General features: G+C 57.2%; 17 protein-coding genes. 11 read left to right on the top strand and 6 right to left on the bottom strand.

Annotated elements, in window-relative coordinates:
- Positions 1–249: 249 nt before the first annotated feature.
- Positions 250–468, top strand: coding sequence for a translation initiation factor IF-1 (gene infA / locus LOC22_RS18105; protein WP_002211347.1), 219 nt, complete (start codon positions 250–252; stop codon positions 466–468).
- 204 nt (positions 469–672) lie between these two features.
- On the opposite strand, the gene clpA is transcribed toward infA, so the two are convergent.
- Both clpA and clpS read right to left on the bottom strand, forming a co-directional pair.
- Positions 673–2952, bottom strand: coding sequence for an ATP-dependent Clp protease ATP-binding subunit ClpA (gene clpA, locus LOC22_RS18100; RefSeq protein WP_006809407.1), 2280 nt, complete (start codon positions 2950–2952; stop codon positions 673–675).
- A gap of 27 nt (positions 2953–2979) precedes the next feature.
- Complete coding sequence (gene clpS, locus LOC22_RS18095) at positions 2980–3300, bottom strand: ATP-dependent Clp protease adapter ClpS (RefSeq protein WP_006174393.1); 321 nt, start codon at positions 3298–3300, stop codon at positions 2980–2982.
- Positions 3301–3567: 267 nt separating this feature from the next.
- Here clpS and cspD point away from each other — a divergent pair, with 267 nt between their 5' ends.
- A complete protein-coding gene (gene cspD, locus LOC22_RS18090) occupies positions 3568–3789 on the top strand; it encodes a cold shock-like protein CspD (protein WP_006809408.1) in 222 nt (73 codons plus the stop codon).
- Between the two features lie 70 nt (positions 3790–3859).
- On the opposite strand, the gene macB is transcribed toward cspD, so the two are convergent.
- Positions 3860–5800: a macrolide ABC transporter ATP-binding protein/permease MacB gene (macB, locus tag LOC22_RS18085; RefSeq protein WP_015570984.1), complete on the bottom strand. Its 1941-nt coding sequence runs from the start codon at positions 5798–5800 to the stop codon at positions 3860–3862.
- Entirely contained in the window at positions 5797–6912 is a 1116-nt protein-coding gene (macA, locus tag LOC22_RS18080; RefSeq protein WP_033486313.1) for a macrolide transporter subunit MacA, read from the bottom strand. The genes macB and macA overlap by 4 nt, the downstream gene beginning before the upstream one ends.
- Before the next feature lie 159 nt (positions 6913–7071).
- Here macA and LOC22_RS18075 point away from each other — a divergent pair, with 159 nt between their 5' ends.
- Positions 7072–8028, top strand: a complete 957-nt coding sequence (locus LOC22_RS18075; RefSeq protein WP_033486314.1) for a VirK/YbjX family protein — start codon at positions 7072–7074, stop codon at positions 8026–8028.
- On the opposite strand, the gene LOC22_RS18070 is transcribed toward LOC22_RS18075, so the two are convergent.
- Complete coding sequence (locus LOC22_RS18070) at positions 8025–9683, bottom strand: ATP-dependent endonuclease (RefSeq protein WP_017693708.1); 1659 nt, start codon at positions 9681–9683, stop codon at positions 8025–8027. The two genes, LOC22_RS18075 and LOC22_RS18070, sit on opposite strands and share 4 nt — an antisense overlap.
- A 291-nt stretch (positions 9684–9974) precedes the next feature.
- Between LOC22_RS18070 and aqpZ the strand changes: the two genes are divergently transcribed.
- From aqpZ to LOC22_RS18030, 8 genes are all read left to right on the top strand, one after another.
- The gene (aqpZ, locus tag LOC22_RS18065) at positions 9975–10670 is read left to right on the top strand and encodes an aquaporin Z (RefSeq protein ID WP_032103428.1); all 696 of its coding nucleotides are present in this window, start codon (positions 9975–9977) and stop codon (positions 10668–10670) included.
- Between the two features lie 180 nt (positions 10671–10850).
- A complete protein-coding gene (locus tag LOC22_RS18060; RefSeq protein ID WP_015570988.1) occupies positions 10851–11750 on the top strand; it encodes a lysine exporter LysO family protein in 900 nt (299 codons plus the stop codon).
- A 144-nt stretch (positions 11751–11894) separates the two neighbouring features.
- The gene (hcp, locus tag LOC22_RS18055) at positions 11895–13547 is read left to right on the top strand and encodes a hydroxylamine reductase (RefSeq protein WP_017384847.1); all 1653 of its coding nucleotides are present in this window, start codon (positions 11895–11897) and stop codon (positions 13545–13547) included.
- A 10-nt stretch (positions 13548–13557) separates the two neighbouring features.
- Positions 13558–14526, top strand: coding sequence for an NADH oxidoreductase (hcr, locus tag LOC22_RS18050; RefSeq protein ID WP_017384848.1), 969 nt, complete (start codon positions 13558–13560; stop codon positions 14524–14526).
- A gap of 239 nt (positions 14527–14765) precedes the next feature.
- Positions 14766–16484 carry a ubiquinone-dependent pyruvate dehydrogenase gene (poxB, locus tag LOC22_RS18045; protein WP_017693711.1) on the top strand — a complete coding sequence of 573 codons (1719 nt, stop codon included), beginning with the start codon at positions 14766–14768 and terminating at the stop codon, positions 16482–16484.
- Positions 16485–16522: 38 nt separating this feature from the next.
- On the top strand, positions 16523–17524 hold the full coding sequence (ltaE, locus tag LOC22_RS18040; RefSeq protein ID WP_032670227.1) for a low-specificity L-threonine aldolase: 1002 nt from the start codon (positions 16523–16525) through the stop codon (positions 17522–17524).
- Between the two features lie 10 nt (positions 17525–17534).
- Complete coding sequence (locus tag LOC22_RS18035; protein WP_230239101.1) at positions 17535–18971, top strand: SDR family oxidoreductase; 1437 nt, start codon at positions 17535–17537, stop codon at positions 18969–18971.
- Between the two features lie 92 nt (positions 18972–19063).
- Positions 19064–20077 carry an NAD-dependent epimerase/dehydratase family protein gene (locus LOC22_RS18030; protein ID WP_017384852.1) on the top strand — a complete coding sequence of 338 codons (1014 nt, stop codon included), beginning with the start codon at positions 19064–19066 and terminating at the stop codon, positions 20075–20077.
- Positions 20078–20223: 146 nt separating this feature from the next.
- Here the strand turns inward: LOC22_RS18030 and LOC22_RS18025 are convergent, their stop codons facing one another.
- Entirely contained in the window at positions 20224–22050 is a 1827-nt protein-coding gene (locus LOC22_RS18025) for a chitinase (protein WP_047051801.1), read from the bottom strand.
- Positions 22051–22102: the final 52 nt, after the last annotated feature.

Genomic DNA, 22102 nt, shown 5'->3' with positions numbered 1-22102 from the left:
TTACGCCGCAGAGTAGCTTCTGCCTGTTGCCCCGCCGCCGTTTGGGACCCTCGCTTCAGATAACGTCCTTACGTTTATCCTGTCGTCTCCCCTTTACGAATGCGCTTTCCGTTCGGTTGTACCGTGACGCTTGGGCAATACGCTGAGACTGTTTTGCTGCGTTTTAAACGCGCAATTCTTTACTTAATTGAGGAATTTCGGCATTATCTTGCCGGTTCAAAACTTGGTAGTGATACCCCAGAGGATTAGATGGCCAAAGAAGACAATATTGAAATGCAGGGTACCGTACTTGATACGTTGCCTAATACCATGTTTCGCGTAGAACTGGAAAACGGTCACGTGGTAACTGCGCACATCTCCGGTAAAATGCGCAAAAACTATATCCGCATTTTGACGGGCGACAAAGTGACTGTTGAACTGACCCCGTACGACCTGAGCAAAGGCCGCATTGTCTTCCGTAGTCGCTAATTGTTTTCGCCTGTAATGGCAGATGAATATTTAAAAGGTCGGGACAATCCCGGCCTTTTTTATTTTTGGCTTTAGTGTGGCTGTTCAGGAAGAGGTATTTTAGTGCGTTCTGATGCCCTCACCCTGACCCTCTCCCACAGGGAGAGGGAGAAAAGCGGACACAAAAAAGCCGGGTTAAAAACCCGGCTTTTACACTAAAGAAAATCAGTGAGCCGCTTCCGGCTTGTGCTTCGCCGCACTCTGGAAATCGTACGTCAGTTCGTTCTTCGCCTGATCCAGCCCCACCGTTACCTGGCCGCCGTCCACCAGCGAGCCAAACAGCAGCTCGTTCGCCAGCGGTTTCTTCAGGTTGTCCTGAATCACGCGCGCCATCGGACGGGCGCCCATCGCACGATCGTAGCCTTTCTCAGCCAGCCAGTTGCGGGCCTCCTGGCTCACTTCCAGCGACACACCTTTCTGATCCAGCTGAACCTGCAACTCGACGATGAACTTGTCCACCACCTGATGAATCACCTCGGTAGACAGATGATCGAACCAGATAATGTTGTCCAGACGGTTACGGAACTCCGGCGTGAAGATCTTCTTGATCTCTTCCATCGCATCGGTGCTGTTATCCTGGTGGATCAGGCCGATGGATTTACGCTCGGTTTCCCGCACGCCCGCGTTGGTGGTCATCACCAGCACCACGTTGCGGAAATCGGCCTTGCGCCCGTTGTTATCGGTCAGCGTCCCGTTGTCCATCACCTGCAACAGGATGTTGAACACGTCCGGGTGCGCTTTCTCGATTTCATCGAGCAACAGTACCGCGTGCGGATGCTTGATAACCGCGTCCGTAAGCAGGCCGCCCTGGTCAAAGCCCACGTATCCCGGAGGCGCACCAATCAAACGGCTGACGGTATGACGCTCCATATACTCGGACATATCAAAGCGCAGCAGCTCAATGCCCAGCGCTTTCGAGAGCTGAACCGTCACCTCGGTTTTCCCCACGCCGGTCGGGCCAGCGAAAAGGAAGGAACCGACAGGCTTGTGGTCATGCCCCAGTCCGGCACGGGCCATCTTGATCGCTTCGGTTAAAGCCTCAATGGCTTTATCCTGACCAAAGACCAGCATTTTCAGGCGATTGCCGAGGGTGCGCAGCGTATCACGGTCGCTCTGAGAAACGCTCTTCTCAGGAATACGCGCGATGCGGGCCACCACGGACTCGATATCCGCCACGTTCACAGTTTTCTTACGCTTGCTGGCTGGCATCAGGCGCGCACGCGCACCCGCCTCATCAATCACGTCAATCGCTTTATCCGGCAGATGACGATCGTTGATGTATTTCACCGCCAGTTCCACCGCCGCACGGACCGCTTTCGCGGTGTAACGCACGTCGTGGTGTGCTTCGTACTTGGTTTTCAGGCCGTTGATGATCTGCACCGTTTCGTCAACCGACGGCTCGGTAACGTCGATTTTCTGGAAACGACGCGCCAGCGCACGATCCTTCTCAAAGATGTTGCTGAACTCCTGGTACGTCGTGGAGCCCATCACGCGGATCTTGCCGCTGGAGAGCAACGGTTTGATCAGGTTAGCGGCATCCACCTGGCCACCGGAGGCCGCACCTGCGCCGATGATGGTGTGGATCTCATCGATAAACAGGATGCTGTTGGTGTCCTGCTCCAGCTGTTTTAACAGCGCTTTGAAACGTTTTTCGAAATCACCGCGGTATTTGGTGCCCGCCAGCAGCGAGCCAATATCCAGCGAGTAGATGGTGCAGTCGGCAATCACTTCCGGCACGTCGCCCTGCACAATGCGCCAGGCCAGCCCTTCGGCAATCGCGGTTTTACCCACGCCAGATTCCCCCACCAGCAGCGGGTTGTTCTTACGGCGACGGCACAGCACCTGGATGGCACGCTCCAGCTCTTTGTCGCGGCCAATCAGCGGGTCGATACCGCCAACGCGAGCAAGCTGGTTAAGGTTGGTGGTGAAGTTTTCCATACGATCCTCCCCGCCTGCTTGCTCTTCATTGCTGTTGATCTGTCCGCTGGGATCCGATGCCTGGTTAGGCTCGTCTTTTCGCGTTCCGTGAGAGATGAAGTTGACCACGTCGAGCCGGCTGACTTCGTGTTTACGCAGCAGGTAGGCCGCCTGGGACTCCTGTTCGCTAAAGATGGCGACCAGAACATTGGCGCCAGTCACTTCGCTACGTCCGGAAGACTGGACGTGGAAAACCGCGCGCTGCAACACGCGCTGGAAGCTGAGCGTCGGCTGCGTGTCGCGCTCTTCTTCACTGGCTGGCAGCACCGGAGTAGTTTGTTCGATGAAGGCTTCGAGTTCCTGACGTAGCGCCACCAGATCCACGGAGCAGGCTTCCAGCGCTTCGCGGGCAGATGGGTTGCTAAGCAGTGCGAGCAGCAGGTGCTCGACGGTCATAAACTCATGTCGGTGCTCACGCGCTCTGGCGAAAGCCATGTTTAAACTGAGTTCCAGTTCTTGATTGAGCATAGGCACCTCCCCCAATTTTATGCCTTATCAGGCCTTTTCCAGCGTACACAGCAACGGATGCTCGTTCTCCCTTGCATAGTCGTTCACCATCGCTACTTTGGTTTCCGCAACCTCGGCAGTAAAGATGCCGCAGATCGCTTTGCCACGATAATGAACGGTAAGCATCAGTTGCGTTGCACGTTCAACATCATAAGAAAAGAACTTTTGTAGCACGTCAATAACAAATTCCATCGGCGTGTAATCATCGTTCATTAACATAACTTTATACATAGATGGCGGTTTTAGCGCGTCGCGCACTTTATCTTCCGCCAGCTGGTCAAAATCCAGCCAATCGTTGGTCTTACCCATTATGCATAACCACTTTGAATCTACCTCAGATGTTAGATAACAATCATCTATTACTGTCATCCGCGATGTCTGTCACAAACTGTTGCAATAGCGTTAACTGCCTCAAATTTTGGTTGATTATTGTCCCAACTCCAGCGCCAAACGCTTGACGGCTTCTTCCGTTTCTCTAAATTGTACAAGCGTGAGTTGGCGAGGTTTTGAACAGCCCCCACTCCACCACCGGTTCATTCCATCTTAATTTATAAGATTTACGAAGGATGTCGAAGCATGGAAATGGGTACTGTTAAGTGGTTCAACAACGCCAAGGGGTTTGGCTTCATTTGCCCCGAAGGCGGCGGCGAGGATATCTTCGCTCACTATTCCACCATTCAGATGGATGGTTACAGGACGCTCAAAGCCGGGCAGTCCGTCCGGTTCGATGTACACCAGGGGCCAAAAGGCAATCACGCCAGTCTTATCGTGCCCGTTGAAGCAGAAACGGTTGCATAGCTCTCTGATTCATTGTGTACACCCCGCAGGCAAAATGCCAGCCCGATCGGCTGGCATTTTTATTTTCGGGTTATTCCCGCGCCAGCGCATCCACCGGATCCAGCCGCGCCGCGTTTCGTGCCGGTAGCCAGCCAAACAAAATGCCGGTAAAGGTGGAGCACAAAAACGCGGTGAGGATCGCCATCGGTGAGAAGCCAATCTCCCACCCCGGCAAAAAGAGCTGGAGCGCGAAGGCGATCATCATCGAGAGCGCAATCCCCATTGCGCCTCCCACCAGACACACCAGCACCGCTTCAATCAAAAATTGCTGGAGCACATCGCTGGCTCTGGCCCCGACCGCCATGCGAATGCCGATCTCGCGCGTACGTTCGGTCACCGACACCAGCATAATGTTCATCACCCCTATCCCGCCGACGACCAGCGAAATCACCGCCACCAGCGTCAGGAACAGCTGAAGAGTACGTGTGGTCTTTTCGGCCGTTTTCAAGAGGCCGTCCATGTTCCAGGTGAAGAAATCCTTTTTCCCGTGGCGCAACGTTAACAGCCGCTCGAGCTGCTGTTCCGCCAGCGCGCTGTCGTAGCCCTCTTTCACTCGCACGGTAATGGAGTTGAGCCAGGACTGTCCCATAATGCGCCCGGAAATGGTGCTGTACGGCAGCCAGACGCGCAGGATCTTGCTGCTGCCAAACATGGACTGTTTCTCTTCCGCCACACCAATCACCGTGGCGGGCATGTTACCCACCAGGATCACTTCCCCCACCACACGGGTTTTATTGGGGAAAAGCTGTCTGCGCGAGTTAGCGTCTAACACCACCACCTGCGCCCTGCCCGCCAGCTGTTCCGCGTTGAAGGTCGCCCCTTCGCTGAAGGTCATGCCGTAGACGTTGAAGTAATCTCCGCTGACGCCGTTAGCGCTGGCCGCCACGTCGATGTTGCCGTAGCGCAGACGAAGGTTTTGCGACACGGCAGGCGTGGCGGAGTTCACCCACGGCTGCTTCTGAATAGCCGCCAGATCGTCGTATTTCAGCGCCTGCTGATACTGCGGCTCGTCGTCGCCAAAATCTTTGCCGGGGTAAACGTCGATGGTGTTAGTCCCGATGGCGCGAATATCCGCCAGCACCAGCTGTTTCGCCGCATCGCCCACCACCACAATCGACACCACCGAGGCAATACCGATAATGATGCCGAGCATGGTCAGCAGGGTGCGCATTTTGTTGGCCGCCATCGCCAGCCAGGCCATGGTCAGCGCTTCACGAAAGCCGCTGGAGAACTGTCCCCAGCCGGTGGACGCAGGTAAGGCTTCTTTCGGCGCCGCCGCTCTGGACTGACGTGGCGGCGGGTTGCTGACCAGCTCGCCGTCGTGGATCTCGATAATGCGTTCCGCCTGCGCTGCGACCTGCGGATCGTGGGTGACAATAATCACCGTATGCCCCTGATCGCGAAGCTGATGCAGGATCGCCATTACCTCTTCACCGGAATGGCTGTCGAGCGCACCGGTTGGCTCATCAGCGAGGATCACCTGTCCGCCGTTCATCAGCGCACGGGCAATACTCACGCGCTGCTGCTGACCGCCGGAAAGCTGCGAAGGCTGATAATCAACACGCTCCGCCAGCCCAAGACGCGTTAACAGCGCCTTCGCGCGTTCAAGGCGTTTTTTGCGCTCGACGCCCGCATACACCGCCGGCACCTCCACATTCTGCGCCGCGCTCAGGTGTGAAAGCAGATGGTAACGCTGAAAAATAAAGCCAAAATGCTCGCGACGCAGCTTCGCCAGCGCGTCGCCGTCCAGGGTGGAAACATCCGTCCCGGCCACGCGATAGGTGCCGCTGGTGGGCTTATCCAGACAGCCGAGAATGTTCATCAGCGTTGATTTACCCGAGCCCGACGCCCCGACAATCGCCACCATTTCACCGGCTTCAACGCGCAGGGAGATGCCCTTCAGCACCTCCACCGGCCCGTCGCCGGACGGATAGCTGCGACGAATGTCATTCAGCTCAAGCAGCGCCGTCATTGCGCGGCTCCGGGCAGGGTTTCGCTGGTGACCACTTCCTCACCCTCTTCCAGCCCTTTTACCACCACCACATCGGTGTCGTTACGTGCGCCAATCACCACTTCCCGCTCGCGGGTTTCGCCGTTGCGCAGCACTTTCACCTTGTAGCGATTGTCCCCGGCGGATTCACCCAGCGCGGAGAGCGGAACCGTCAGCACGTTTTTCACGCCGGTCAGCTGGATATGCACCTGGGCGGTCATCTCCAGACGCAGCACGCCCTGCGGGTTTGGCACCTCAAAACGCGCATAGTAGAAGATGGCGTCGTTAACCTTCTCCGGCGTCGGCAGGATATCTTTCAGCACCCCTTCATAGCGGGTTTGCGGATCGCCCAGCACCGTAAACCAGGCTTTCTGCCCCGGCTTAAGGTGAATGACGTCCGCTTCGGATACCTGGGCTTTCACCAGCATGGTGCTCATATCCGCCAGGGTCAGGATGTTCGGCGCCTGCTGCGCGGCGATGACCGTCTGGCCTTGCAGGGTGGTTATCTGCGTCACTTCCCCGGCCATTGGCGCAACGATTTGCGTGTAATCGAGGTTGGTTTTCGCCGTATCCAGCGAGGCCTGATTCCGTTTGATTTGCGCATCGATGGTGCCAATCTGCGCCTGCTTCACCGCCAGCTCCGTGGCGGCTGTGTCCAGATCCTGTTTCGAGATAGCCTGCGTTTTCGCCAGCGCCTGCTGGCGCGTCAGGGTGACCTGAGCGAGATTACGCTCCGCCTGAGCCTGCGCGCGCTGCGCGCGCAGCTCCATCAGCGTCGCTTCCACTTCGCGGATTTGGTTTTGCGCCTGCTCAGGATCGATCACGCCCAGCAGCTGGCCTTTTTTAACCTTATCGCCAATCTCAACTGACAGGGTTTTAAGCTGACCGCTGACCTGCGCGCCCACGTCAACCTTACGCAGGGCATCCAGTTTCCCCGTCGCCAGCACGTTTTGTTGCAGTTCGCCCGGACGAACAATCAGCGTTTGATACTGTGGTACCGGCGCGTTCAGTACCTTCCATAACCAGAATCCGCCCGCTAACACCACTACCGCCAGCAGCAGAAACAGCTTTCTGCGTTTTCCCTTCAGGTTCATAAATATTCCAAATAATTGTTCTGGCTATCATCACCGTTGATTTTATCTAAACCACTCCTCAACGAAACCCCCGATCCCCGTAATCGTCGGGAATTGTTTACCCGATGTTGATAAAGCGCCTGCTGAAATAGCGATATTCCACCAGAAGCAGGATCTAACATGTCTTCCATCGTCGATACACCTTATTCAACGCTGCCCCAGCCTAAATCGGGCTGGCAACTGTTTAAAAGCCTGGCATCGGGTTCCCTCACGCCGGGGCTGGCGTGGCAAAATCCGGCCTATCGACGTAAGTTTATGTTGCGCTCGCTGGCAACGCCGTTCACCACTGCGCGCCTGCTCGGAAACCTTGCAAAACAGCCCCGTCTGATGCAGATCCTGCGCGTGCAGCCCGGCCTGCCGTGCCGCCTGCACCGGCCGTGGCTGACCGTCAATATGGGCCGTCAGACTACGCTGGACGCATTGAACGATCACTATGAGATGATGAGCCGCCATCTTCCGGCGTCGCTGCTGAACGGTTACCTCTCCAGCCAGGGCATTATGCTGGTGACGTTAACGGGCAAAGAGGAGCAGCAGTTTAGCGTTCGCCTTAGCGCGGATGCGTTTCTGGACAAAGAAGGGGAAGCGACCCTCACTTTTTGCGACCACCAGAACACGGTGCTGGCCGAGCTGACCTTTACGCTGTGCACATACCAGGGCAAGCCAACGCTCTTCATCGGCGGAATGCAGGGGGCGAAAGCGCATGTCCCGCACGAGCACATTCAGCTGGCGACCAAAGCCTGTCACGGACTGTTCCCAAAACGTCTGCTGGTTGAAGCGGTCATGACGCTGGCAGGCGCCTTCCCGGTCGAGCAGATCCTCGCGGTGAGTAACGCCACCCACATCTACCGCAGCTGGCGCTATCGCAAGAAAAAAGAGGGAAAATTGCTGGCTGACTATGACAGCTTCTGGCGCTCCCTTGGCGGACAGCAGCAGGATAACGGCAACTTTGCCCTGCCGCTGACCATGCCACGCAAACCGATGGAAGAGATTGCGAGTAAAAAACGGTCCGAATACCGCCGCCGCTATGCCCTGCTTGATAGCCTGATCCAACAGGTTTCGCAGGCGACTGCCCGTTAATCGGCCCTCCCGCGAGCCAGCCAGAGGACGCGGGAGAACATTTTACGCAGCAGCGTGGGCACCGACTCCACGCCTCGCCTGCCCGCTTCCGTCGCAACTTCAATGGCCAAATCCGGTTTTGACGACCGATGGATAGCTTTGGCAATCACCCGGCGCATATTCATGGGCACATCTACCGGGATCATCGCCACGCGGTGAAAGACGTCGTCAAATCCCTGGCGGTACATAAAGTGCTCCATGTCCATCGCAGGCAGCGCGGTCAGATGTTCCCGCTCCTCTTCACGATCGTTATTGAGCAGGCTGCGCACGGTCGCCGCATATTTTTTACCCGCCTCATCGCCATCCACCAGTACGTGCCACTCTATCCCCATCCGGCGCGCAAATTTGATCAGCGGTTTTAAGCCAGACTGAGCAAATTCGATCACTTTGATCCCTTCGGCGTCAAAGTGGTGTCCGCACTGGCGAGCCAGCTCGTTTATCACCCAGGTTTCCGTTTCCCCCTCCACCAGCAACCAGCAGCGGGCAAACAGGGAAGAGGCACGGTTAAAACGGATATGAAACGCAATCCGTCGGCCATCTTCGGCATTTAACCCGCCGGGCCCGAGCCGGTAGGCGGTAACCCGCGAGGATTCACGCACCAGGCGGCAGACATACTCCACCGGCGTCAGGGAGAGCAGCTCTCCGGAATTCGTGGTGGTGACTCGCTGCAACGGCAGCAAATTAAGAAGATGCCACGCCACGGAAAGCATAATCGGGTGCAGCCGCGTTTCCGGATCTTCCACCAGCAGCAGCGGGCGCGCGTCCCGATCCAGGCGCACCGTCCCTTTCGCCTGTAAAAGCGTGGAGAATAATCCCAGCAGGATCACCCGATGCGTGCGCCCGCCGGGGCGGTCGATCATGCGGTTGATAATATCGAGATAGCGCCAGCTTCGTTGTTCATCGTGCGAGCGGCGACGCATCAGACGGTGGCGCGCCTGCCCCGTTCCCTGCTCGGAGAAATAGTGCTCCAGCAGTTGCACCATGGCAGACAGTCCCTGACGGATCTGGCCGTCGGTGAGGTTCTGCGGCCGTGAGACCAGTTCACGGGCGAGGAAATCCAGTTCGCGGGCGGTCACCTCCACCTCGGGCATATTCGGCACGGTGCCGTTACGGATCCTCCGCATAAAGCGCGCGTCTCGTAAGCGCAGCACGGGGGAGAGGCGGATAAGATGGCGGGCAAGCTCGTCAATATTATCGAGCGGGATCGGATTTCCCTTCTCATCAAGAAATTCACGCAGGGTTAACACCCCGTCGTTTTGCGCCATTTCGCCCTCAAGGCGATAGAAAATACGCTGGAAACCATCTTCACAGGGCACCCAGCAGGGCGACATAGGGCGAAAACGACGCACGCGATGGCGACCGGGCTCGGATTCGCGGAAGGTCAGAATGATATGCAGGTGTTTCTCGCGTCCGTTGACATCCCCTGGCGGAAACCAGAAGTCATCATGAACGAAGTGGTACAAGTTCTCTTCGGGCGAAAGCAGCAGCGTCAGGGCATCCAGCAGGCTGGATTTACCCCAGGCATTTTCGCCTATCAGGACGTTGTTCTGTTCCAGTTGCAGCGACAGGCGGTTAATCCCGCGAAACCCGACAATCTCCACACGTTCGAGTAGCATACATCCCCCGCAATTCGGCCACTTTTTCCTTCAAGTTATCAGCAGTATAGCGGCAGGCTGTGGGTCACGACAGCAGAATATACGCCCCCTTAATTATTGGGCTATGCTCTTATTACCTCCGATCTGAACAAGGATTGACATCACATTGCCTTAAATCAAATTTAGTGAATTTATTTGAGTGGCGAAGGGATGTTGATGGTTTCAAAATACTGGCTCTTTGAGTCGTCATCCCTTTATGGCGATATAACCCGCGCGCAGGAATGGGCGCGGACGTTTATTATTGAGGTGGTTATGTTCAGAAAATTAGCGGCAGAATGCTTTGGTACATTCTGGCTGGTGTTTGGTGGCTGCGGTAGCGCAGTACTGGCAGCCGCATTTCCGGAATTAGGTATTGGCTTTGTCGGCGTCGCGCTGGCATTCGGTTTAACTGTATTAACCATGGCATTCGCCGTGGGGCATATTTCCGGCGGTCATTTCAACCCGGCCGTCACATTAGGATTATGGGCGGGCGGACGTTTCCCGGCGAAAGATATTATTGGCTATATTATTGCCCAGGTTATTGGCGGTATTATTGCCGCGGCGGTGCTGTACGTAATTGCCAGCGGAAAAGCCGGGTTTGACGCCGCGGCCAGCGGATTTGCGTCGAACGGCTTCGGCGAACACTCTCCAGGCGGCTACTCGATGCTGTCTGCCATCGTGATTGAAATTGTGCTCACCGCAGGCTTCCTGTTGGTGATCCACGGCGCAACGGACAAATACGCGCCTGCGGGCTTTGCCCCCATCGCTATTGGTCTGGCGTTGACGCTGATCCACCTCATCTCCATTCCGGTGACCAACACCTCCGTTAACCCGGCGCGCAGCACCGCGGTGGCTATTTTCCAGGGCGGCTGGGCGCTTGAACAGCTGTGGCTGTTCTGGGTGATGCCTATTATCGGCGGTATTCTGGGCGGCGTGCTGTATCGCACCCTGCTGGAAAAACACGATTAATGGTTTTCCCCCTCTCCCTGTGGGAGAGGGCCGGGGTGAGGGCATCAGGCCGCACCACCCCAAATAGACAAGCCGGGTAAGGCGCAGCCGCCACCCGGCTTTCTTTTGCCGCTTTACTGTACAGCCTTTATTGGGTAGTGTCTCTGGCGCTTAACGAAAACTCAAAAGGACCGGCTGTTCATGTTCTCAGGACTCCTCATCATTCTTCTGCCCCTGATTGTGGGCTACCTTATTCCGCTGCGTCATGAATCGGCCTTAAAGCTTATTAATCGTTTTCTCAGCTGGATTGTTTACGTCATTCTGTTCTTTATGGGGATCAGCCTGGCCTTCCTGGATAATCTGGCGACGAACTTGCTTTCCATCCTGCATTATTCTGCGGTTACGGTAGTGGTTATTCTGCTGTGCAATATTGCTGCGCTGTTCTGGCTGGAACGCACTATTCCCTGGAAAAATCACCACCATCAGGAAAAGCTTCCCTCCCGTATTGCGATGGCGCTGGAATCATTAAAACTATGCGGCGTGGTGGTTCTCGGTTTTTTACTGGGGCTGACCGGCTGGGCATTTTTACAGCACGCAACGGAAGCCAGCGAATATACGCTTATTTTCCTGCTCTTCCTGATTGGTATTCAGCTGCGAAATAATGGCATGACGCTGAAACAGATTGTCCTTAACCGCCGGGGCATGATGGTTGCCGTTATCGTTGTGGCCAGCTCACTGGCGGGGGGAGTGATTAACGCCTTTATTCTCGATCTGCCGCTGAAAACCAGCCTGGCGATGGCGTCCGGTTTCGGCTGGTATTCGCTCTCCGGTATTCTGCTGACCGAATCGTTTGGTCCGGTGATTGGCAGCGCCGCCTTCTTTAACGATCTGGCGCGCGAGCTGATAGCCATCATGCTGATCCCCGGCCTGGTACGCCGCAGCCGCTCTACCGCGCTGGGCCTGTGCGGGGCCACCTCAATGGACTTTACCCTGCCGGTATTACAGCGCTCGGGAGGGCTGGAGATGGTTCCTGCCGCCATCGTACACGGTTTTATTCTGAGCCTGCTGGTACCCATTTTGATGGCGTTCTTCTCAGCCTGATACTGCTTTGGCGGTAGTGAACCTGCCGCCAAAATTGCGCTAAATCAATAACCCTCCACTTAGTATAAGAAAGCACTTTTCTCCGTTGTGGCACAGGCATAACCTTAAACATGTATCTCAAATATAACTTTAACAGGTGTGATTATGTTTTGTGTGCAATGTGAACAAACCATCCGTACCCCAGCAGGCAACGGCTGCTCTTACGCGCAGGGTATGTGCGGCAAAACCGCAGAAACGTCCGATCTCCAGGATCTGCTGATTGCGGCGCTGCAAGGCTTGTCCGCCTGGGCCTTCAAAGCCCGTGAATATGGCATTGTTGATCACTATGTCGACAGCTTTGCGCCGCGCGCATTTTTCTCCACGCTGACTAACGTTAACTTCGATTCTCCACGCATTGTGGGCTATGCCCGCGAAGCGATTGCCCTGCGTGAAGCCCTGAAAGCGCAGTGCCTGAATGCCGACGCCAGCGCCCGCGTGGACAACCCGATGGCGGAGCTACAGCTGGTGAGCGACGACCTGGGCGAGCTACAGCGTCAGGCCGCAGAATTTACTCCCAATAAAGACAAAGCGGCGATTGGCGAAAACATCCTCGGCCTGCGCCTGCTGTGCCTGTACGGTCTGAAAGGTGCTGCGGCCTATATGGAACACGCGCACGTACTCGGCCAGTACGACAACGCTATTTACGCCCAGTACCACAAAATCATGGCCTGGCTGGGCACCTGGCCTTCCGATATGAACGCCCTGCTGGAATGCTCGATGGAAATCGGCCAGATGAACTTCAAAGTGATGAGCATTCTGGATGCCGGTGAAACCAGCACCTACGGCCACCCAACGCCAACGCAGGTCAACGTCAAAGCGACCGAAGGCAAATGCATCCTGATCTCCGGTCATGACCTGAAAGATCTCTACAACCTGCTGAAGCAGACCGAAGGCACCGGCGTTAACGTTTATACCCACGGCGAAATGCTGCCCGCGCACGGTTACCCGGAGCTGCGTAAATTTAAGCATCTGATCGGTAACTACGGCAGCGGCTGGCAGAACCAGCAGGTGGAGTTTGCCCGCTTCCCTGGCCCAATCGTCATGACCTCTAACTGCATCATCGACCCGACCGTCGGCGCGTATGACGACCGTATCTGGACCCGCAGCATCGTCGGCTGGCCGGGCGTGAGCCACCTTGAAGGCGACGATTTCGGTCCGGTTATCGCTCAGGCGCAGCAGATGGCAGGCTTCCCGTACAGCGAAATTCCGCACCTCATCACCGTCGGTTTTGGTCGTGAAACCCTGCTGGGTGCGGCGGATTCCCTGATTGACCTCGTCAGCCGTGAAAAACTGCGTCACATCTTCCTGATCGGCGGCTGTGACGGCGCGCGCGGGGAACGTAACTACTTCACCGATTTCGCCACCCGCGTACCGGAAGACTGTCTGATCCTGACCCTGGCCTGCGGTAAGTACCGTTTCAACAAGCTGGACTTCGGCAACATCGAAGGTCTGCCGCGCCTGGTGGATGCGGGTCAGTGTAACGATGCGTATTCAGCCATCATTCTGGCGGTCACGTTGGCAGAGAAACTGGGCTGCGGCGTGAACGATCTGCCGCTGTCGCTGGTGCTCTCCTGGTTCGAGCAGAAAGCGATCGTTATCCTGTTGACCCTGCTCTCTCTCGGCGTGACCAACATCGTCACCGGGCCGACCGCGCCAGGCTTCCTGACGCCGGACCTGCTGGCCATCCTGAACGAGAAATTTGGTCTGCGTTCTGTGACCAACGTTGAAGATGATATGAAGCAACTGCTGAGCGCGTAAGGAGTAACTCATGACCATGCCAACCTCACAATGTCCGTGGCGGATGCAGGTTCATCACATCCATCAGGAGACGCCGGATGTGTGGACGCTGTCGCTGCTGTGCCATGACTATTATCCGTACCGCGCGGGCCAGTATGCGCTGGTGAGCGTGCGTAATTCGGCGGATACTCTGCGCGCCTACACGATCTCCTCCACGCCGGGCGTGAGCGAGTACATTACGCTCACCGTTCGTCGTATTGATGACGGCGCAGGATCCGAGTGGCTGACCCGGGACGTGAAGCGCGGGGATTACATCTGGCTGTCTGATGCGCAGGGCGAGTTTACCTGTGACGACAAGACAGAAGATAAATTCCTGCTGCTGGCGGCGGGCTGTGGCGTGACGCCGATTATGTCGATGCGTCGCTGGCTGGCGAAATACCGACCTCAGGCCGACGTGCAGGTGATTTTCAGCGTTCGTTCCCCGGAAGATGTGATTTTTGCCGAAGAATGGCGCAACTATCCGGTGACGCTGGTGGCTGAGCACAACGCGACGCACGGTTTTGTCGCGGGGCGCCTGAGCCGCGAGCTGCTGCAAAGCGTGCCGGATATTGCGAACCGCATCGTGATGACCTGCGGCCCGGCGCCGTACATGGAGATCGTGGAGAAAGAAGTGAAAGCGCTCGGCGTGACCCGCTTCTTCAAAGAGCAGTTCTTCACGCCTGTAGCGGAAGCGGCGACCAGCGGGATGAAGTTCACGAAGCTGCAACCGGCGCAGACCTTCTTTGGCCGCGTGGGCACCACGCTGCTTGAAGCGCTGGAAAGCAACAACGTACCGGTGGCAGCGGCCTGTCGCGCCGGGGTGTGCGGTTGCTGTAAGACCAAAGTGGTTTCCGGTGAGTACACGGTCACCAGCACCATGACGCTGACCGACGCGGAAATCGCGGAGGGCTATGTGCTGGCATGTTCGTGCCATCCGCAGGGCGATCTTGTCCTCGCATAATCTGTCGTGGTTCACCTGTAGGCCCGGTAAGCGTCAGCGCCACCGGGCTTTTTGCCGGGTGGCACTACGTTTACCCGGCCTACATTGTGCCTACTGCCTGTGCGGCAGCCCGTTATTTGTTTGACTTTGCCAGGCACGTCGCGCAGAAAAACCACCTGGACTTAAAGAATACTGAGCAGGCAATACAGCGACTTTCTTCTAAGCTTGTAAGCGATATCACAAAAAGGAGACGGACAACCATGAAACAAACTGTGGCTGCATACATAGCGAAAACCCTTGAGCAGGCTGGCGTAAAGCGTATCTGGGGCGTCACTGGCGATTCTCTGAACGGACTCAGCGATAGCCTTAACAAGATGAAAACTATTGAGTGGATGCCCACCCGCCATGAAGAAGTCGCCGCCTTTGCCGCCGGTGCCGAAGCGCAGCTTACGGGTGAACTCGCCGTCTGTGCAGGTTCCTGCGGACCGGGAAACCTGCACCTCATCAACGGTCTGTTCGACTGTCACCGCAACCATGTTCCGGTGCTGGCGATTGCGGCTCACATTCCGTCATCTGAAATCGGTAGCGGCTATTTTCAGGAGACGCATCCGCAGGAGCTGTTCCGTGAATGCAGCCACTATTGCGAGCTGGTCTCATCGCCGGAGCAGATCCCACAGGTGCTGGCGATAGCCATGCGTAAGGCGATCCTGAATCGCGGGGTTTCGGTGGTTGTGCTGCCGGGGGACGTGGCGCTGAAGGCCGCACCTGAAACCGCCACCACCCACTGGTACTCTGCGCCCCAGCCAACCATTACCCCTGCCGAAGAAGAGCTGAAAAAGCTGGCACAGCTGCTGCGATACTCCAGCAATATCGCCCTGATGTGCGGCAGCGGCTGCGCCGGCGCGCATAAAGAGCTGGTGGAATTTGCCGGCAAGCTGAAGGCGCCAGTGGTGCACGCCCTGCGCGGGAAAGAGCACGTTGAATACGATAATCCGTACGATGTCGGCATGACCGGGCTGATCGGTTTTTCCAGCGGCTTCCACACCATGATGAACGCCGACACGCTGATCCTGCTCGGCACCCAGTTCCCGTACCGCGCGTTCTACCCGACGGATGCCAAAATTATCCAGATCGACATTAATCCCGGCAGCATCGGCGCGCACAGCAAGGTGGATATGGCGCTTATCGGCGATATCAAATCCACCCTCGCCGCCCTGCTGCCGCTGCTGGAAGAAAAAACGGACCGCAAATTCCTCGATAAAGCCCTGAGCGATTATCGCGATGCGCGCAAGGGGCTGGACGATCTCGCCAAACCGAGCGAAAAAGCGATCCACCCGCAGTATCTGGCGCAGCAGATCAGCCACTTCGCCGACGACGATGCCATCTTCACCTGCGACGTAGGAACGCCCACCGTCTGGGCCGCGCGCTATCTGAAAATGAACGGCAAACGTCGCCTGCTTGGGTCGTTCAACCATGGCTCAATGGCCAACGCCATGCCGCAGGCGCTGGGCGCAAAGGCGACGGCACCGGAACGTCAGGTGGTGGCGATGTGCGGCGACGGCGGGTTCAGTATGCTGATGGGGGATTTCCTGTCGGTGGCGCAGATGAAGCTTCCGCTCAAAATCGTGGTCTTTAACAACAGCGTTCTGGGCTTCGTGGCGATGGAGATGAAGGCCGGAGGCTACCTCACGGACGGCACCGAACTGCACGACACCAACTTCGCCCGCATCGCCGAAGCCTGCGGTATCACCGGTATTCGGGTGGAGAAAGCCTCAGAGGTGGACGACGCCCTGCAACGTGCCTTCGCCATCGACGGCCCGGTGCTGGTGGATGTGGTGGTCGCCAAAGAAGAGCTGGCGATCCCGCCTCAAATCAAGCTGGAACAGGCCAAAGGTTTTAGCCTCTACATGCTGCGCGCCATCATCAGCGGGCGCGGTGACGAAGTGATCGAACTGGCAAAAACCAACTGGCTCAGGTAAAACATTTCACAAGACCTCTTAGATTAAAGGGATGTGAAATGATTGATTTACGTAGTGATACCGTTACCCGTCCGAGCCGCGCCATGCTCGAAGAGATGATGGCCGCCCCGGTCGGGGACGACGTCTACGGCGATGACCCGACGGTCAACGAACTCCAGCGCTATGCGGCAGAGCTGAGCGGTAAAGAGGCTGCCCTGTTCCTGCCCACCGGCACGCAGGCTAACCTGGTGGCGCTGCTCAGCCACTGCGAGCGCGGCGAGGAGTATATCGTCGGCCAGGGGGCGCATAACTACCTGTACGAAGCCGGCGGTGCGGCGGTGCTTGGCAGCATCCAGCCGCAGCCGATTGACGCCGCGCCGGACGGTACGCTGCCGCTGGACAAGGTCGCGGCGAAAATCAAAGCCGATGATATTCACTTCGCCCGCACTAAACTGCTGAGCCTCGAAAACACCCATAACGGTAAAGTCCTGCCGCGCGAATACCTGAAAGCGGCATGGGACTTTACCCGTGAGCGCAAGCTCGGCCTGCACGTTGACGGCGCACGTATCTTCAACGCCGTGGTGGAGTACGGCTGCGAGCTGAAAGCGATCACCCAATATTGCGACTCGTTCACCATTTGCCTCTCTAAAGGGCTGGGTACGCCGGTAGGTTCCCTGCTGGTTGGCAGCGCGGACTACATCAGGCGCGCCAACCGCTGGCGCAAAATGACCGGCGGCGGGATGCGTCAGGCGGGTATTCTGGCGGCAGCCGGACTGTACGCCCTGAAAAATAACGTGTCACGCCTGAAAAACGATCACGACAATGCAGCGTGGATGGCAGCGCAGCTGCGTGAAATCGGCGCTGATGTCATGCGTCACGACACCAACATGCTGTTTGTCCGCGTCGGCGATGAGCATGCTGCCGCGCTGGGCGACTTTATGAAAGCCCGTGGCGTGCTGATTAACGCCTCCCCGGTCGTGCGGCTGGTGATGCACCTTGACGTTAACCGCGAGCAGTTGACCGAGGTGGTGAAACACTGGCAGGCATTTTTACAGCGTTAAGGAGCATACCGTGCCGCAACGTATTCTGGTGCTCGGCGCCAGCGGGTATATCGGTCAGCATCTGACCACTGCGTTAAGCCAGCAGGGGCACCAGGTGCTGGCAGCGGCACGCAACACGGAACGCCTGCAAAAGCTACATTTGCCTGGCGTGACGTGTCACAACGTTGACCTTAACTGGCCGAAAGCGCTTCCTGCGCTGCTGGAAGGGGTCGATACGCTTTACTACCTTGTCCACAGCATGGGCGAAGGCGGCGATTTTATCGCCCACGAGCGTCAGGTGGCGATGAACGTTCGTGATGCGCTGCGGCAAACGCCGGTGAAGCAGGTGATTTTTTTAAGCTCGCTCCAGGCACCTGAGCACGAGCAGTCAGACCATCTGCGCGCCCGGCAACTGACGGCAGAAACGCTGCGAAGCGCCCATATACCCGTCACCGAACTGCGGGCGGGGATCATCGTCGGCGCGGGTTCCGCCGCATTCGAAGTGATGCGCGATATGGTCTACAACCTGCCGGTGCTGACGCCGCCGCGCTGGGTACGCTCGCGCACCACGCCCATTGCGCTGGAGAATTTACTCCACTATCTGGTGGCATTGCTGGATCACCCGGCGGAGCAGCATCGCGTGCTGGAGGCGGCAGGCCCGGAAGTGCTGAGCTATCAGGCGCAGTTCGAACATTTTATGCGGGTGAGCGGCCGCCGCCGCTGGCTGATCCCTATCCCCTTCCCGACCCGCTGGATATCGGTGTGGTTTTTGAATGTGATCACCTCCGTGCCGCCGACGACCGCCAAAGCGCTGATCCAGGGGCTGAAGCATGATCTGCTGGCTGACGATCGCGCGCTGCGCGCCTTAATCCCTCAGGAATTGATCCGCTTTGACGACGCGGTGCGCAATACGCTGAAAGAGGAAGAGAAGCTGGTGAACTCCAGCGACTGGGGCTACGACGCGCAGGCGTTTGCCCGCTGGCGGCCCGAGTACGGCTATTATCCGAAACAGGCGGGCTGTACGGTAAAAACCTCTGCCAGCCTGGCAGCGCTGTGGGAAGTGGTGAATCAGATCGGCGGCAAAGAGCGCTATTTCTTCGGCAATATTCTCTGGAAAACGCGCGGCGCGCTGGATCTGCTGGTCGGTCACCGGCTGGCAAAAGGCCGCCCTGCCCATCCCTGGCTGAAGGAGGGCGATACCGTCGACAGCTGGAAGGTGATTATCGTTGAGCCGGAAAAACAGCTGGCGCTGCTGTTTGGCATGAAGGCACCGGGGCTGGGGCGGCTCTGCTTCACCCTGAAGGACAACGGCGACCATCGTGAACTGGACGTTCGGGCATGGTGGCATCCGCACGGAATGCCGGGTTTGTTTTACTGGTTGCTGATGATCCCGGCACACCTGTTTATCTTCCGCGGAATGGCGAAACGGATAGCGCAACTGGCAGAACAAAAGCAGGAAGGTAACTAAATAAAACGCTTTTTCTTTCACCTTTCCCATTGCAACACATCGTAATTCACGAAAGAATGCGCACGAAATTCTTTTCAACACAGTGGATTGATATGAAGGTACTGGTTACCGGGGCGACCAGCGGCTTAGGCCGAAATGCGGTCGAGTTTCTGCGCAACAAAGGCATCAGCGTGAGGGCCACCGGTCGCAATGAGGCGATGGGTAAGCTCCTGCAAAAAATGGGCGCTGAATTTGTCCATGCCGATCTGACGGAGCTGGTCTCCTCTCAGGCCAAGGTGATGCTCGCCGGTATCGATACGCTGTGGCACTGCTCCAGTTTTACCTCTCCGTGGGGTACCCAGGAAGCCTTTGATCTCGCCAACGTGCGCGCCACGCGTCGTCTGGGCGAATGGGCCGTCGCCTGGGGCGTGCGTAACTTTATTCATATTTCCTCCCCGTCGCTCTATTTCGACTATCACCACCATCGAGATATTCAGGAAGATTTCCGCCCGGCGCGCTTCGCCTGTGAGTTTGCCCGCAGTAAAGCGGCGGGCGAAGAGGTGATCGACCTGCTGGCCCAGTCAAACCCGCACACCCGCTTTACCGTGCTGCGTCCGCAGAGCCTGTTTGGGCCGCACGACAAAGTCTTTATCCCGCGACTGGCCCAGATGATGCACCACTACGGCAGCGTGCTGTTACCGCGCGGCGGCGATGCGCTGGTGGACATGACCTATTACGAAAATGCCGTTCACGCCATGTGGCTGGCGAGCCAGCCGGAATGCGATAAGCTGGTGTCGGGGCGCGCTTATAACATCACCAACGGCGAGCCCTGTACCCTGCGCAGCATTGTGCAAAGGCTGATTGACGAGTTAAAGATCGACTGCCGGATCCGTTCCGTTCCCTACCCGATGCTGGACATGATTGCCCGCAGCATGGAGCGCTTTGGCAGTAAATCGGCGAAAGAGCCTGCGCTGACGCATTACGGTGTGTCGAAGCTCAACTTTGATTTTACGCTGGATATTTCGCGGGCGGAGAACGAACTGGGGTATAAACCGATTGTATCGCTGGATGAAGGGATAGTGCGTACGGCGGCGTGGTTACGGGATCACGGGAAGTTGCACCGGTAAGCGTTCCAGCCTCATGTAGGCCTGGTAAGCGCAGCGCCACCCGGCAAAAAACAGAGAGTGCGGACTGATGCCCTCACCCCGGCCCTCTCCCACAGGGAGAGGGTGCAGACACTAAAACGGCAACCCTGGGGGTTGCCGTTTGCTGTTTATAACGCCGTCCAGGCTTCAGCCCATGCCAGACCTGCGCCTGGTTCATAGTACGTTGGAGAGTTGTTACACCAGCCGCTGTACGGGAACGGTTTGCACTGGAACAGTTTACCGTGGTTGTTCACGATATCACCGGCGTTGTACTTGCTGTTCGCGCTCCATGCCGGGTAAGACGTATCTTCTCCGGATGGCGTTGCCGCTTTCGCTTTCACGTTCAGCAGGTAAGACGTGGTGCTGCTCAGCTCGCCATCGCTGACGGTCAGGCTCACTTCATACTGCTGCGCCGTCGCAGACTCTGGCGCGGTGAAGGTCACAACCGCTTTGTCCTGACCGGAAACAGTCTGACCATCCTGGGAACGCCAGGTATAGGTCAGCTTGTTGCCATCTGGATCGGTAGAGCCTTCCGCGCTCAGAGAAACCTGCGCACCCGCTTCAACTGCGCCGATCGGACCGGCAATCTGCGCAACCGGCGCGTGGTTCACCACAACAGGTTCGACCGGGGTTTCATCCGGCGTTGGTGTTGGCGTTGGCGCTGGCGTTTCATCGCCAGATGGCGTCGGTGTTGGCGTTACCGGGGTTTCGTCCGGGGTAACGGAAGAACCATCATCGTTAACGATTTTCACGTTAAAGAACTTCTGCACGCACTTGCTGTAGTCGCCTTCTTTAAAGGCGCTGAACGGAGTCTGGTAGCCCACCAGCTGGCAAGAGTAGGTTTTGCCGTCCGGGGTATCCGCGCTCCATCCCCAGTCCTGTTCCCAGTAAATCTTCAGGGCGCCTGCGCCACCTTCGTCGAACTGCTTCATGTTGGCGCAACCCAACACCTCGTTCGCCGGAACAGGCACTTTCAGGTAGTTTGCAAACTCTTTGTAGTACTTGATACGGTTCTGAGACTGCGCAATTTCAGTCGGGCCGCCGCACTCAACGCCGCCGTTGATGATCTGGGTGGTCACACCAAAGCCCGGAACCAGACCGTTGGCTTTATCGTGGTCGTTCGGCTGCCATGTACCGTCGATGACCTGCAACATGCTTGGTTTTGGCGGCTGCGGATAGGCGAAGAAGAAGATCGCACTCGCCAGGTTCAGCCAGGTGTCCGCCACCAGCTCAGGTTTGTCGAGCAGCGTACGCACGTCGCCGTACATCGCTTCAGAGAATGGACCGTAGTTGTAGTTGTAGGACAACTGTTTCGCCCCACGACCGAAGTAGCTCAGGAAATCGCCGTCTTTATCTTTACCGCAAGGCCAGGTCTGCCCCTGCCAGACGTCCGGGTTACATTCGCCGTTATAACCGCCCTTCTGCCCTTCGCTCCAGCCCATTTCACGTACGTGGACCAGCGCCTGACGCCATTCGGCTTCCGGACGCCAGCTTTCGTGGCCGCCAGTTTCCTGGGCAAAGTGGGCAAACATGGTGGCCAGCTCTTTGCGGCAGATGGCGTCGCTGTCACGACCGTCATTGTAGGTCTTACACAGCGCCGGGAATTTACCCACGGCTTTCAGGAAGTTGCTGTAGGTATAGGCCTGCGCGCGCAGCGGGAAGAGATATTCCCAGTCGCTGGCTTTCACAATCCCTTCAACGCGTTTAACGTTGTCCGGGTTTGCCGCCCGGCCTGGCTCAATCAGTTCGACCTGCGCGTTATCCAGCGTCTGGATGGTCTCTTTAACCGAAGCCATCAGCGGGAAGTCCGTCAGTTCCTTCTCTTTCTTCGCCAGATCGCTGGCTTTGATGGTGTACGGCTCACTGCTGGTCTCCTTCAGATTCGCAGCCTGGGCCATGAATGGCGCCACGCAGGCTCCCGCAATGAGTACACTCAGTAACGTCCTTTTGTTCATTTCAGTTTTCCTGTTTATTTCAAATTAAATGTTAATATCCCGGCTTAGGTAT

The sequence above is a fragment of the Enterobacter sp. AN-K1 genome (assembly GCF_020971765.1).
Taxonomy (GTDB): domain Bacteria; phylum Pseudomonadota; class Gammaproteobacteria; order Enterobacterales; family Enterobacteriaceae; genus Enterobacter; species Enterobacter hormaechei_C.
This window is presented reverse-complemented; position numbering and strand designations above follow the sequence as displayed.

Coding starts and splice junctions, on each gene's coding strand:
- infA (WP_002211347.1), top strand. CDS start 250: ATGGCCAAAGAAGACAATATTGAAATGCAGGGTACCGTACTTGATACG.
- clpA (WP_006809407.1), bottom strand. CDS start 2,952: ATGCTCAATCAAGAACTGGAACTCAGTTTAAACATGGCTTTCGCCAGA.
- clpS (WP_006174393.1), bottom strand. CDS start 3,300: ATGGGTAAGACCAACGATTGGCTGGATTTTGACCAGCTGGCGGAAGAT.
- cspD (WP_006809408.1), top strand. CDS start 3,568: ATGGAAATGGGTACTGTTAAGTGGTTCAACAACGCCAAGGGGTTTGGC.
- macB (WP_015570984.1), bottom strand. CDS start 5,800: ATGACGGCGCTGCTTGAGCTGAATGACATTCGTCGCAGCTATCCGTCC.
- macA (WP_033486313.1), bottom strand. CDS start 6,912: ATGAACCTGAAGGGAAAACGCAGAAAGCTGTTTCTGCTGCTGGCGGTA.
- LOC22_RS18075 (WP_033486314.1), top strand. CDS start 7,072: ATGTCTTCCATCGTCGATACACCTTATTCAACGCTGCCCCAGCCTAAA.
- LOC22_RS18070 (WP_017693708.1), bottom strand. CDS start 9,683: ATGCTACTCGAACGTGTGGAGATTGTCGGGTTTCGCGGGATTAACCGC.
- aqpZ (WP_032103428.1), top strand. CDS start 9,975: ATGTTCAGAAAATTAGCGGCAGAATGCTTTGGTACATTCTGGCTGGTG.
- LOC22_RS18060 (WP_015570988.1), top strand. CDS start 10,851: ATGTTCTCAGGACTCCTCATCATTCTTCTGCCCCTGATTGTGGGCTAC.
- hcp (WP_017384847.1), top strand. CDS start 11,895: ATGTTTTGTGTGCAATGTGAACAAACCATCCGTACCCCAGCAGGCAAC.
- hcr (WP_017384848.1), top strand. CDS start 13,558: ATGACCATGCCAACCTCACAATGTCCGTGGCGGATGCAGGTTCATCAC.
- poxB (WP_017693711.1), top strand. CDS start 14,766: ATGAAACAAACTGTGGCTGCATACATAGCGAAAACCCTTGAGCAGGCT.
- ltaE (WP_032670227.1), top strand. CDS start 16,523: ATGATTGATTTACGTAGTGATACCGTTACCCGTCCGAGCCGCGCCATG.
- LOC22_RS18030 (WP_017384852.1), top strand. CDS start 19,064: ATGAAGGTACTGGTTACCGGGGCGACCAGCGGCTTAGGCCGAAATGCG.
- LOC22_RS18025 (WP_047051801.1), bottom strand. CDS start 22,050: ATGAACAAAAGGACGTTACTGAGTGTACTCATTGCGGGAGCCTGCGTG.